At 62.3% G+C, this 12,663-nt stretch carries 15 protein-coding genes; 10 read left to right on the top strand and 5 right to left on the bottom strand.

The annotated features are described in order from the left end of the window. Positions 1–115 precede the first annotated feature (115 nt). Complete coding sequence (gene epmB, locus GSQ73_RS15635) at positions 116–1,126, bottom strand: EF-P beta-lysylation protein EpmB (RefSeq protein ID WP_158885621.1); 1,011 nt, start codon at positions 1,124–1,126, stop codon at positions 116–118. Between the two features lie 88 nt (positions 1,127–1,214). On the opposite strand from epmB, the gene efp reads away from it, so the two are divergent. The 7 genes from efp to folE2 all read left to right on the top strand — a co-directional run bounded on the left by efp (position 1,215) and on the right by folE2 (position 6,944). Then, positions 1,215–1,793 (top strand): elongation factor P, encoded by a 579-nt coding sequence (gene efp, locus GSQ73_RS15630; protein ID WP_158885618.1) that lies wholly within the window; start codon positions 1,215–1,217, stop codon positions 1,791–1,793. A gap of 224 nt (positions 1,794–2,017) precedes the next feature. Beyond that, the gene (locus GSQ73_RS15625) at positions 2,018–3,349 is read left to right on the top strand and encodes a TRZ/ATZ family hydrolase (protein ID WP_158885616.1); all 1,332 of its coding nucleotides are present in this window, start codon (positions 2,018–2,020) and stop codon (positions 3,347–3,349) included. Positions 3,350–3,370: 21 nt separating this feature from the next. Continuing rightward, entirely contained in the window at positions 3,371–3,625 is a 255-nt protein-coding gene (locus GSQ73_RS15620) for a YciI family protein (protein WP_158885614.1), read from the top strand. A 30-nt stretch (positions 3,626–3,655) separates the two neighbouring features. After that, positions 3,656–4,363, top strand: coding sequence for a bifunctional 2-polyprenyl-6-hydroxyphenol methylase/3-demethylubiquinol 3-O-methyltransferase UbiG (gene ubiG, locus GSQ73_RS15615; RefSeq protein ID WP_158885612.1), 708 nt, complete (start codon positions 3,656–3,658; stop codon positions 4,361–4,363). Continuing rightward, positions 4,360–5,040, top strand: a complete 681-nt coding sequence (gph, locus tag GSQ73_RS15610) for a phosphoglycolate phosphatase (protein ID WP_158885610.1) — start codon at positions 4,360–4,362, stop codon at positions 5,038–5,040. Before ubiG ends, gph begins: the two co-directional genes overlap by 4 nt. Then, positions 5,037–5,888, top strand: a complete 852-nt coding sequence (locus tag GSQ73_RS15605) for a squalene/phytoene synthase family protein (protein WP_158885608.1) — start codon at positions 5,037–5,039, stop codon at positions 5,886–5,888. The genes gph and GSQ73_RS15605 overlap by 4 nt, the downstream gene beginning before the upstream one ends. A 108-nt stretch (positions 5,889–5,996) precedes the next feature. Next, positions 5,997–6,944, top strand: coding sequence for a GTP cyclohydrolase FolE2 (gene folE2 / locus GSQ73_RS15600; protein ID WP_158885606.1), 948 nt, complete (start codon positions 5,997–5,999; stop codon positions 6,942–6,944). A gap of 86 nt (positions 6,945–7,030) precedes the next feature. On the opposite strand, the gene yidD is transcribed toward folE2, so the two are convergent. Together yidD and GSQ73_RS17930 are read right to left on the bottom strand one after the other, a co-directional pair. Further along, positions 7,031–7,282, bottom strand: a complete 252-nt coding sequence (gene yidD, locus GSQ73_RS15595) for a membrane protein insertion efficiency factor YidD (RefSeq protein ID WP_216844792.1) — start codon at positions 7,280–7,282, stop codon at positions 7,031–7,033. Between the two features lie 175 nt (positions 7,283–7,457). Then, positions 7,458–7,907: a hypothetical protein gene (locus GSQ73_RS17930; RefSeq protein WP_216844791.1), complete on the bottom strand. Its 450-nt coding sequence runs from the start codon at positions 7,905–7,907 to the stop codon at positions 7,458–7,460. Between the two features lie 28 nt (positions 7,908–7,935). Between GSQ73_RS17930 and dksA the strand changes: the two genes are divergently transcribed. Then, the gene (gene dksA, locus GSQ73_RS15585) at positions 7,936–8,625 is read left to right on the top strand and encodes an RNA polymerase-binding protein DksA (protein ID WP_254063425.1); all 690 of its coding nucleotides are present in this window, start codon (positions 7,936–7,938) and stop codon (positions 8,623–8,625) included. Positions 8,626–8,798: 173 nt separating this feature from the next. Here dksA and GSQ73_RS15580 read toward each other — a convergent pair whose 3' ends face one another. Next, entirely contained in the window at positions 8,799–9,242 is a 444-nt protein-coding gene (locus GSQ73_RS15580; RefSeq protein WP_158885600.1) for a SufE family protein, read from the bottom strand. A 1-nt stretch (position 9,243) separates the two neighbouring features. Further along, positions 9,244–10,614, bottom strand: coding sequence for a cysteine--tRNA ligase (gene cysS / locus GSQ73_RS15575; protein WP_158886535.1), 1,371 nt, complete (start codon positions 10,612–10,614; stop codon positions 9,244–9,246). A gap of 178 nt (positions 10,615–10,792) precedes the next feature. Here cysS and GSQ73_RS15570 point away from each other — a divergent pair, with 178 nt between their 5' ends. Continuing rightward, positions 10,793–11,335: a glycine zipper 2TM domain-containing protein gene (locus tag GSQ73_RS15570; RefSeq protein WP_158885598.1), complete on the top strand. Its 543-nt coding sequence runs from the start codon at positions 10,793–10,795 to the stop codon at positions 11,333–11,335. A gap of 314 nt (positions 11,336–11,649) precedes the next feature. Next, on the top strand, positions 11,650–12,657 hold the full coding sequence (locus tag GSQ73_RS15560; RefSeq protein WP_158885594.1) for an N-acetylornithine carbamoyltransferase: 1,008 nt from the start codon (positions 11,650–11,652) through the stop codon (positions 12,655–12,657). The last annotated feature ends 6 nt before the right edge of the window (positions 12,658–12,663 follow it).

Raw genomic sequence — 12,663 nt, 5'->3', positions numbered from 1 at the left:
CCAGTGTCATCAGTGGTTGCATGGTCGCGTCGTTCAACGCCGGGTTCCATCGATGTTTGTAGCGGATTCCGTCAATGGCCGCCAGCGAAAAGCCTTGCGAAGAGCGCACGATCATTCAGAGCGGCCGCTTGGACATCTCGCCGCTCACCTCGCGCACGAGCCTCGGCACAAGGTAGCCCGGCAACCGGGCGCGAAGTCCATCGACCAGCGCCATCGCGCGCGCATCGTCCACTTCGAAATGGGCCACGCCATGCACGCGATCGAGTTGATGAAGGTAATACGGCAGCACGCCGGCGGCGAACAGGCGCTCGGATAGCGCAGTCAGCGCGTCGACGCTGTCGTTGACTCTGCGCAGCAATACCGACTGGTTGAGCACGGTGCAGCCCGCCTCGCGCAACCTGGCGCAGGCCACGTCCACGCCGGCGTCCATTTCGTTGGCGTGATTGGCGTGAAGCACCACCACTTTCTGCAACGGCAGCGCGGCGAGCCATGCGATGAACGGTGTGTCGATACGCTCGGGCAGCACCACCGGCAGGCGCGTGTGGATACGCAGACGCGTCACATGCGGCACTTCGGCCAGTCCGCGCGTCAGTTCCTCGAGCTTGGGCGTGGCCAGCGCGAGCGGATCGCCGCCGGAAAGAATCAGCTCACTGATCGATGTGTCCTCACGCAAATGATCAAGCGCCCTTCGCCACTGGCCCGCTGCCGCCATCTCCTCGCCATAGGGAAAGTGCCGACGGAAACAGTAGCGGCAATTGATCGCGCAACTGCCGCTGGCAATCAGCAGCGCGCGTCCTTCGTATTTGTGCAGCAGGCCTTGGGTTTCGCGCGCGGCCATGTCGCCCACCGCGTCGACCGTAAAGCCCGCGACCCGGTCGTGCTCGGCCGTTTGCGGCAGCACCTGCAACAACAGCGGATCGGATGGATCGTTACGGCGCATCCGCGCGACGAAACCGCGAGGAACCCGCAAGGCGAAATCGGCGTCACCGCGTGGCAACAAATCGGCACGATCGCCCAGACCCACGACTTGCAGCAATTCACGCACATCCGTGATGGCGTCTCGCCAGAGTTCGCGCCAGTCCGGTGCGGACGGCAATAGGCGGGCGTGGGGGCTTGCGGTTATCATGATGGGCCTTGGAGCGGGCAGTGAGGCCCGTGACATCCACCCATTTTAGCCGCCCATCGGGCGAAATCGACTCCGGAGCAGATAGCGCATGGCCACCCTTGGTCTCAATGACGTCAAAACGGGCAAGAAGATCCTTCACAACGGCGATCCATGGATCATCACCGAAGCGGAGTTTGTCAAGCCGGGCAAGGGTCAGGCATTTACCCGCATTCGCATCCGTAATCTCAAGGACGGCCGCACGACCGAGCAGACGCTGAAGTCCAGCGATTCCTTCGAGGAAGCGGATGCTACCGACACCGACATGCAGCTCTCGTTTGTCGACGGCATCGGCAAGGATCGGGTCTGGAATTTCATGAACATGGAAAGCTTCGAGATGGTGCCGGCAACGCTGGCCGCCATGGGCGACGCCTGGAAGTGGCTCAAGGGCGAGGAAGAGTGCGTGGTCACGCTGTTCAACGGCGGCATCGTCGCCGTGCAGGCGCCGAAGTTCGTCGAGCTGAAGATCGTCGAGACCGACCCGGGCGTTCGCGGCGATACCTCCGGCGGCGGTGGCAAGCCGGCCACGCTGGAAACGGGTGCCGTGGTTCGCGTGCCGCTCTTCGTCAATCAGGACGAAATCATCAAGGTCGATACCCGCACCGGCGAATACGACAGCCGCGTCAAGTGACTTATTGGCCTGCGCGCTTGCGCGCGGCTTTGCCAATATGTCATCCCGGCGAAGGCCGGGATCCAGTGAAATACTTGTGCGAAGCACGCAAGATCATTTTTCGTGTTTTCCTGTGTCGAGCAACTGGGTCGCCCGCACCGACATGACGATCCAGCAAAGGGCGGTCACCGCAAGGTACCGCCCTTTGTCGTATTCAACTCCCATCGAACGAGTGCCCAAGTGACATGAACCCGCTGACAGCGCAGTCCGTCGACCTGATGATCGAAGCCCGCTGGGTCGTTCCGGTCGAGCCGCACGGCGTCGTGCTCGATCACCATGCGGTGGTCATCGACAAGAGCATCATCGTCGCCGTGCTGCCGATCGCCGATGCGCGCTCCGCCTATGCACCGCGCGAATTCGTCGAGCTGCGCGATCACGTGCTGATTCCCGGCCTGGTCAACAGTCACACGCACAATCCGATGACGCTGCTGCGAGGACTCGCCGACGACCTGCCGCTGATGACGTGGCTGCAGCAACACATCTGGCCGGCCGAAGCGAAGGTGATGGGGCCGGAGTTCGTGCGCGACGGTGTCGAGCTCGCGGTCGCGGAAATGCTGCGTGGCGGCACCACCTGCGCCAACGAGAACTATTTTTTCCCCGACGTGATCGGTGCGACATACCGCAAGTTGGGTTTTCGTGCCGTGGTCGGCTTGCCGATCATCCAGTTTCCGACTGCGTGGGCGAAGACGCAGGACGAATATTTCGAGCGCGCCGGCGAAGTGCACGACAGCTTTCGCGGCGACCCGCTGGTCGGCACGGCGTTCGCACCGCACGCGCCGTACACGGTTTCGGACGAGAGCTTCGAACGCATCCGCGTGCTGGCCGACCAGCTCGATATTCCCGTACACCTGCACACGCACGAGACCGCGGCCGAGGTCGAGGAAGAAAAATCCAAGAGCGGCCTGCGTCCGTTCCAGCGCCTGCAGAAACTTGGCGTGGTCAACGATCGCCTGATCGCCGTGCACATGACCCAGCTGACCGACGGTGAGATCGCCGCATGCGCGGAGGCCGGCGTCTCGGTAGTGCATTGTCCTGAATCCAATCTCAAGCTTGCGTCGGGATTCTGCCCCGCGGAAAAACTGCGCAAGGCGGGCGTCAACGTGGCACTCGGCACCGATGGTTGCGCATCGAACAACGACCTGGACATGTTCGGCGAGATGCGCACCGCCGCGATGCTGGCCAAGGCCGTCGCAGACGACGCGTCCGCATTCGACGCTGCATACACGCTGCGCGCGGCGACGCTCAACGGTGCCAGAGCGATCGGACTGGAAGGCAAAATTGGTTCGATCGAACCAGGCAAGCAGGCCGATCTCGCCGCCGTGCGATTGAGCGACCTGGAAACCCAGCCGATGTTCCATGTCATTTCACAATTGATCTACGCGGCCGGCCGTCATCAAGTCAGCGATGTGTGGATTGCTGGCCGGCGCAAGCTTGCCGATCGCGTGCTGCTCGACATCGATACAACGGCCATGCTTGCGCGCACGCATGCATGGCGCGAGCGCATCGCTGCGCATTGATCGAACTACGATGGAGCTGCCGTGAATCGCTATCTCGTTTTGTTGATGCGTCGCTCCGACTTCGATCCGGCCGTGGTGCCATTGCACCTGCAGTTTCTGAATGAGTTGCGCAGCGAAGGACGCAATGAAATGTCCGGTCCGTTCGGCGACAAATCCGGCGGCGCTTATCTTCTGCGTGCCAAGTCGCTGGAAGAGGCGCATGCCATCGTGCATCGCGACCCGGCGCATACGAGCGGTGGCTGGGATGTCACGCTGCGCGAATGGAACGCCCACTAGACTCGTTCAATGTTTTCGAGGAATCCGAGCATGCAGACCAGCGCCAACGTAAGCCCCGATGAAATCGCCATGTTCGACCTGCTCGCCGCGCGCTGGTGGGATCCCGATGGCGAGTCGCGGCCGCTGCACGATCTCAACCCCGTGCGCACCGCATACATCGCGACGCGTGTCGAACTGCGCGGCGCCAAGGTTGCCGATGTCGGATGTGGCGGCGGCCTGCTCAGCGAATCGCTGGCGCGAGCTGGCGCCAAGGTTGTCGGCATCGACCTCGGGCAGAAGGTGATCGACGTTGCCAAGCTGCATTTGTACGAATCGAATCTCAGTGTCGACTATCGCGTGCAATCGTCGGCCGATCTGGCGGTAGCGGAGCCAGCAAGTTTTGATGCCGTGTGTTGCATGGAACTGATCGAGCACGTGCCCGATCCCACCGCGCTGGTGAACGATCTTGTCGCGATGCTGAAGCCCGGCGGTCAGCTTTTCATGTCCACCCTGAATCGCACGCCGGCTGCATTCGGCGCGGCGATCCTGGGTGCGGAATACGTGATGCGCATGCTGCCACGTGGAACACACCATTACGCGCAGTTCCTGAAACCGTCCGAACTCGGTCGTCTGCTGCGTCATGCGGGCATGGAGCTGGAAGATGTTTCCGGGCTCGGTTACAACCCGCTACGGCGCAAGGCGTGGATCAGTCGTTTGACCGCGGTGAACTACCTGCTCAATGCGCGCAAACCCGCATGAAAAATCTTCCTGAAAATGTCCAGGGCGTGCTGTTCGATCTGGATGGCACCTTGCTCGACAGCGCGCCCGATCTCTACGCAGCGCTGGTCGAGCAGTGCGCCGAAGAACACGTGCCGGTTCCTGCTTATGCACGCGTCCGTGAAGTCGTCTCGCGTGGCTCGCGCGCAATCCTGCGCACCGCGTTTGCGGAGCGCGGCGAGTCGGCGATCGAGTCGCTGGCGCCGCGCTACCTCGCTCTCTATCAGCGCGTGATGGCGCGGGAAACCGGCGCGTTCGAGGGCGTGGATGATCTGCTCACGCGCATCGAGTCACACGGGATGTGCTGGGGCATCGTCACCAACAAGCCCGGCTTTCTTACGGACGAACTGGTTCAGCGCATCGGCTGGGCGAGTCGCGCCAAGGCGGTCGTTTCCGGCGACACCTTGCCGGTGAAGAAACCCGATCCGGCGCCGGTACTGCTCGCCTGCGAACAGGCCGGGATCGCGCCAGCGCGCGGCGTGTTCGTCGGCGACGACCGCCGCGACGTACAGGCCGGCGCTGCCGCAGGCATGATCACGGTCGCGGTGCGCTGGGGTTATCTCGATGGCGGCGATCCGTCTACCTGGGGCGCCGACTTCGTCATCAGTCATCCGTCCGAACTCGCCGATCTTCTGCAGCTGCAGCCCGCTACCGCATGATCGAAGTGGTCGAACAGAAAGCCGTGTTGCAGGGCTTCATCGACAAATGGCTCGCGGTGCAGCCACAGCAGCGCGTCGCGCTGGCGTTCGCCGACGGTCGCCGGTATCCCGGTCACGTGGCATTAGCTGCACTGGAGCAGGAGTGGCTGAGTGCAGCCTACGGTATTCGCGAGCCGCAGGTTGCGGCGGCGAAGTTTGGTTGGTGGGCCGAGGAAATGGCGGAAGCGCGTGACAGCGGTGGCCGTCATCCGCTGACCCAGGTGCTGTTCGACGACGAACGCGCGCATGCGATTCCCACCGAACGGTGGCTGGCGCCGATCGCTGCAGCCATGGCCCAGCTGGAGCAGGGCACCGCCACGAATTTCCAGGCGCAACTGGATGCCGCCGCGCCATTGCACGGGGCGCTTGCCGCACTGGAAACCACTTGGTGGTTTGGTGCGGAAGCATCGTGCGAGCGTGCTACGCGCGTGGCGACACTCAATCATCTGCTGCATGCGCTGTCGCGGCTGGAGCAGGACGCCGAGCGGGACAAGCTGCCGTTGCCGATGGACAAGCTGGCGCGCCATGGATTGAGCCGCACGCAACTGCGCATGGCGTCAGACGCGCGCGAACAGGCGATCAAGGCACAACTCGAGGATCTGCGTGCGAGCTGGCACGAAGCCGCATCGATGCCCGGGCCGCTCAGCGTCTTCCGCACCGTGGAATCGCAACACGGCGAGCGACTCGTGCAACGCGCAGCCCGTGAGGAAGCACTCACCGTATTGCAGGCGGACTCGTCGCGTATCTCACCGGCCATCGCGTGGCATGCGTGGCGGGCTGCACGCGCGTGGCGCCGAACGATGCCTTGAGTTCGCCGGACGCAGTGTTTCCGCAGGGCCACTGTTGCGCGACCGGACTCATGCCCCAAGATTGATGAGCCTTACGGCGGAACATCCGCCGTTGTCAGGATCCAGACGATGTCGAACCACGAAAACACCGCCCGCCTGCTGCCCGATGTCGCCGTGCATGCGCAACCCCATCTCGCTGGCGCGCTGGACTGGGTCGGCATGGCGGACATCCAGGTGCCGGTGCATTTCGATGCGGGCGATGGCGATACGCAGCGCACGAGCGCCAAGGTAGGCGCCTTCGTCAATCTCAGGCGGCCGGACAAGCGTGGCATCCACATGTCGCGGCTCTATCTGCAAGTCGAACAGACGCTGAGCTCGCAGCCGCTGACGGCGGCTCTGCTGAAAAACCTGCTGCGCGGTTTCCTCGATTCGCACGGCGATCTTTCGGATCGTGCTTGCGTGAGCATCAAGTTCGACCATCTCGTGCGCCGCCCGGCCTTGCGCAGCAACAACAGCGGCTGGCGCTCGTATCCGGTGAGTATCGAAGCCAGCCTCACCAACGATGAATTTCTGCTCGAACTGGGCACCGAGGTGGTGTATTCGTCCACGTGCCCCGCGTCGGCTGCGCTGTCGCGGCAGTTGATTCAGGATCAATTCGCGCGTGATTTCAGCGCAGATGTCTCGGTCGATCGTTCTGCCGTGCTGGCCTGGCTCGGCAGCGAGCAGGGCATGGTGGCGACGCCGCATGCGCAACGCAGTGTTGCGTGCCTGCGTGTTCGCCCTTCGCATGACAATGGTTTTCGCCTCATCGAGCTGATTGATCGCGTCGAGCAGTCATTGGGCACGCCGGTGCAAACCGCAGTGAAGCGCGAGGACGAACAGGCTTTCGCGCTCGCCAACGGCGGCAACCTGATGTTCTGTGAAGACGCGGCGCGCCGTATCCAGAATGCACTCGATGCCGACGAAGGACTTCGCGATTTCCACATTCGCGTCGAGCATCAGGAAAGCCTGCATCCTCACGACGCCGTGGCTTATGCGAGCAAGGGCGTGGCTGGAGGCTACGGCGCTGTGCCGTAAGGACACGGATCGCGCGCGTCGGTTGGCTTCATTGCAAAAACCGCGTCGGCAACTCGCCGCCATCGACCGACGTCTCAACCGGTCCTTCACGGCGCGTCGGTGGATTCGCCCGACGCTCGGCAACGCGGATAGTGAAAATGCTCGGGCACCGGATCGTCACCGCCATGGCACAGCGGCTGGCAGCGCAGCAACCGCCAACCCGCGAGCATCCCGCCACGCCATGGACCAAAGCGTGTCACGGCAATCCGTGCATAATCGGAGCAGCTGGGGTGGAAACGGCAGCGCGGGCCCAACAAGGGACTAAGCCAGCGCTTGTAGAAACGCAGCGACGACAGCATCAATCGGCTTACAACATTCACGTTGCCGGGACAGCCTGCGGCATGTAGTTGTGCAAGTATTCCAGAAGTGAGCTTGATGGTGCAGGGCTCTTGGGCTATAACACGCGGCCGCCACGGCCGAAAACTGGTGAATGGATATGGCGAAAACGACGCGTAGTTCGACCGCCGCCAAGGCTCAGAAGGGCAAGTCTTCTGCCAAGGCGAAGGATCTCAAAACCGGCAAGTCGACAGTAGCTGCCACAAAGGGGCGGACCGTGAAGAGCGCCAGCAAGACACCAGCAAAACCCGCGGCCAAATCGGCAGCAAAGAAATCACCGGCCAAGCCTGCAGCCCGCAAGGTTGCCAAGCCGGTAAAGAAAGCCGCCGCGAAAGCGCCGGCAAAAAAAGTCGCTCCGGCCAAGAAGGCTGCGGCGAAACCCGCAGTGAAGAAAGCGCCGGCCAAGAAGGTCGTTTCGAAGGCTCCCGCCAAGAAAGCCCCCGCCAAGAAAGTCCCGGTAAAAAAGGTCGCAGTGAAGAAAACCGCAATCACCAAGGCGCCAGCCAAAAAGGCGCCGCCAGTCGCACCGAAGAAAACACCCGTCGCCGCCAAGCCGGTCGTAAAACCGGTCGCCAAGGTGGCGTCCAAGCCAGCCGCTCCGGCCAAGGCTGCACCCGTGAAAGCAGCGCCGGTCAAGGCCGCGCTCTCCAAGTCGGCGCCTGCACCGGTTGAGGCCGTCAAAAGCCCGGCTCCGTCATCTTCCGCCCGGCTCTTCAAGGGCAAGGTGGCGAGCGCAACCGCCATGGTGACCCCGCGTGAAGCCCCGGCTTCCGCGCGCGCATCGTCCAACAATAATCAGAAAAATTCGTCGTCCTCCATGAATAAACTCGCTACAAAAACACTCGACAACGGCGTCACCCGCGAGGATGACCGCTACGCGCTGCCTTCCACCAGCATCATCAATCTGCCCAAGGGTTATCACCCCTCGAATAACGAGGAGTACATGAACCCGCAGCACCTGGCTTATTTCCGCAACAAGCTGCGCGATTGGCGCGACCAGTTGGTGGAAGAGTCCCGCCAGACCATGGACAACCTGCGTGAGGAAGTCCGCGACGTTGGCGACGAGGCCGAGCGCGCCACGCGCGAGACGGAAAATTCGCTCGAGCTGCGCACGCGCGATCGCTACCGCAAGTTGATCTCCAAGATCGACAAGGCTTTGCGCCGCATCGAGGAAGGCAGCTACGGATTCTGCGAAGAGACCGACGAGGAAATCGGCGTCGATCGTCTCGACGCCCGTCCCATTGCCACGCTTTCACTGGATGCGCAGGAACGCCGCGAACATCTGCAGAAGCAGATGGGCGACTGACGCCTCAGCGCCTGTCGTAGATTGCCGAAACCCCGCCGCGTGCGGGGTTTCGCTTTTTGGGGGAAGGCGAGGGACGAGCGGCAAGAGCGGGACGACGAAATCCGTCATTGGCCTGTTGGTTTCGTTCGCGGCGGCAAATGGGCCGAGACGCAGCATCGGGCTTGCCCCTTGCCTTACTCCCCTCTCGTCCCTTGCTGCAACGCCTCCGCTGCATACGCTTTCAGTTTCACCAGCGTCGCAGCCAATCCGTTCGAACGGGTGGGCGATAGGTGCTTGGCCAGCCCGATCGTGCCGATGAACCGCGGTTCGGTGTCCACGATTTCCTGCGCGGGGCGATCCGAATAGACGCGCAGTACCAGCGCGATCAATCCGGCAACGATCGCCGAGTCGCTGGTCGCATCGAAATGCATTGACGAGGCATCTCCGCTCGGCACCAGCCACACCATCGACTGGCAGCCATGCACGCGATGTTCGTCGGTCTTCCATTCGTCTGGAAACGCCGGCAATTGCCGACCGAGATCGATCAGGTATTGATAACGCTCGGTCCAGTCGCCGAAGAAGGCGAATTCATCGGCAATCGTCTGTTGCGCGTCCGCGCTGGAGAGAGATGTATTCATGTCAGGACTTCACCACGCTCCAGCGGGTTCCCTGCGCGTTGTCCTCAATCACGATGCCGAGGCGGGTCAACTCGTCGCGGATCGCATCGGCCCGGGCAAAATTACGCTCGGCGCGAGCATCGCGACGTTGCAGCAGCAGATCTTCCACATGCGCTTCGTCGATCGTGCTTTCGCCGCGCTTGAACCAGAGCTCCGGCGATTGCTGCAGAAGCCCGAGCAATGCACCACCACCGATCAATGCAGCCTTGGCGTCAGCCGTTCCGATCTGGCGTGCGTGGTCGGCCAGTTGCGACAACTCGGCCAACGCTTGCGGTGTGTTGAGGTCATCGCATAAAGCCGATTCCATCCGCGCCGGCACCGGCAACTTGCCGGACGGAAGCTCGACGTCTTCGAGATCGCGCAGCACGCGATACCAGCCGTCGAGCGTACTGATGGCCTGCGCGATCGCGTTGTCGGACCAGTCCAGCGGCTGCCGGTAATGTCCACGCAGCAGCAGCAAACGCAGCGCTTCAGGCGGATGCAGTTTGAGCAGTTCGTGCACGAGCAACACGTTGCCCAGCGACTTGGACATCTTGCGGCCGTCGAAAGTGAGCATGCCGTTGTGCATCCACCAGCGCGCGAACACCTTGCCGCCGTGCGCGCAGGTGGACTGGGCGATTTCGTTTTCGTGATGCGGAAACAGCAGATCGACGCCGCCGGCATGGATGTCGATGGTTTCGCCCAGTTGCGCGGCGCACATCGCGGAACATTCGATATGCCAGCCCGGACGGCCGCGACCCCACGGACTTTCCCAACCGGCGAGTTCGGGCGTCGATGGCTTCCACAACACGAAATCCGCGGGGTTCTTCTTGTACGGCGCAATCTCGACGCGGGCGCCAGCGATCAGCTCTTCGGTATCGCGTCCGGACAACGCGCCATAAGCCGCATAGGACTCGACATCGAACAGCACGTGGCCTTCGGCGGCGTACGCATGGCCGCTTGTGATCAGCGTCTCGATCATCGCGATGATCTCGCCGATATGCGCCGTGGCATGCGGCTCGATATCCGGTGGCGCAATGCCAAGGCCTGCCATGTCGTCACGGTAGGCTTGCGTGTATCGATCAGTGATGGTGGTGATCGGCACGCCTTCCTTGAGCGCGGCGGCGTTGATCTTGTCTTCCACGTCGGTGATGTTCCGCGCGTAAACCACATGCGGATAGTGGCGGCGCAGCAGTCGCGCCAGCACGTCAAACACCACCGGCCCGCGCGCATTGCCGATGTGCACGTAGTTGTAAACGGTCGGCCCGCACAGATACATCGTCACCCGCGCCGGATCGCTCGGCGCAAAAAGTTCGGTGTGGCGGGTCAGGCTGTTGTAGAGCGAAATCGGCATCGGGTGGAAATCCGCAGGCGAAAGAGTCGTCATGGCGGGCGCGACGAGCCCGGCATCTTAACAAGGTGTAAGCGGCGCAGTGATCTTGCGGCCATTCTAAGCGTGGATTCAGCGTGAACTTGATGCAATGTCTCTAGTTCGCGCGCGAGCGCATCGATGTACAGATTCGGAGGTCGCCATGACCAGATTATTTTTCTCCACGCTGCTGCTGAGCATCGTGGCTTTCAGTGCGAGTGCACAGGATGCGCGTCAAGGCCCGCCGGGTCCTCCCGGTAATGACGACAATGCCCACTATGGTTGGGCTGATGTGCTGCGCGCGGATCCGGTGCAGGGCGTCACGCGCAGCGAGGTTCCGCAGCAGGAATGCTACGACCAGCCGGTCGTGCAGCACGACAGTGGCAATACTGCGGCGGGCACGGTGTTGGGCGCGGTGATCGGAGGCGTGCTGGGCCATACGGTTGGCAAGGGAGACGGTCGCACTGCTGCCACCGTCGCCGGTGCGGTGGCCGGCGGAGCCGTCGGCAACCACGTGTCGGATCAGGGCGGCGATTACCAGTCCACGCAGACTCAATGTCGTGAAGTGAGGTCGGTCAGCGAGCAGCGCCGGATCGTCGGCTACGACGTCGAGTACCGCTATCGCGGCGAGGTCTACATGTCCCGCCTAAGCTATGACCCGGGCGAACGCCTGCGCGTACGGGTGAGCGTGGAACCTGCAGACTGACGTTTCCCTGGCGTCACTGTTCATCGCATCGCCGCCTAAGGGCGGCGATGTCGTTTCCGCTCCCGATACTTTTTGTTGCGCGGCAGCGCAATGTTCGCCATCATGTGCGCTCGCCGTTCGGAACTCTCATGTCAACAGCCGTCTATACCGCCATTGTTCTCACCAGCGCCCGCATGGCCGCCGGCATGACATCGCGTGCTCGCCGACCGATGAACGGACATTCGGCCGGGTAGGCTGTCGTACGCGTTTCATGTGTTTCGACGATAAACCCGGCTCGCACGCCGGGTTTTTTGTTTTTGCAGTTGGAGAAATCGATGACCATTCGCCATTTCATCACCACGCAGGATTACAGCCGCGCCGAGATCGATGCGTTGTTGTCGCAGGCTGCGCAGTTCAAGCGTTCGCCGCGCGGCCAGCAGCTTGCCGGCAAGTCGATCGCGTTGTTGTTCTTCAATCCTTCGATGCGCACGCGCACCAGCTTCGAGCTGGGCGCGTTCCATCTGGGTGCGCACGCGATCGTGCTGTCGCCCGGCAAGGATGCGTGGCCGATCGAGTTCGAAGTCGGCAGCGTGATGGATGGCGATACCGAAGAGCATATTGCGGAGGTCGCACGCGTGCTTTCCCGCTACGTCGATCTGATCGCAGTGCGCGCATTCCCGAAATTCAAGGACTGGTCGGTGGATCGCGAGGACGCCGTGATCAAGGCCTTTGCGCAATATGCCACGGTGCCGGTGATCAACATGGAAACGATCACCCATCCCTGCCAGGAACTGGCGCATGCGTTGGCGCTGAGGGAGCATCTCGGCGATCTGCAGAACAAGAAATATGTGCTGACCTGGACCTATCACCCCAAGCCGTTGAACACCGCCGTGGCGAACTCCGCGCTGCTGATCGCGACGAAGATGGGCATGGACGTGACGTTGCTTTGTCCCACGCCCGATTACGTGCTGGACGAACGTTACATGGCGTTTGGCCGCCTGAATGCCGAACAGAATGGCGGCTCGCTGAAGGTCAGCCACGATATCGAGGAGGCCTATACCGGCGCCCACGTCGTCTATGCCAAAAGCTGGGGTGCGTTGCCGTTTTTCGGTCGATGGGAGCAGGAGAAACCGATCCGCGAGGTCAACAAGCATTTCATCGTGGACGAAGCGAAGATGGCGCTCACCGACCACGGCCTGTTCAGCCATTGCCTGCCATTGCGTCGGAACATCAAGGCCACCGACGCGGTAATGGATTCGCCTGCGTGCATCGCCATCGATGAAGCCGAGAACCGCCTGCACGTGCAGAAAGCGGTGATGGCTTCGCTGATCGCGCAACGCTGAGGCTGC

Source organism: Rhodanobacter sp. L36 (genome assembly GCF_009765755.1).
In the GTDB taxonomy this organism is placed as follows: Bacteria; Pseudomonadota; Gammaproteobacteria; order Xanthomonadales; family Rhodanobacteraceae; genus Rhodanobacter.
The sequence above is the reverse complement of the archived record's forward strand: the minus strand, read 5'-3'. Positions and strand labels throughout refer to the sequence as shown.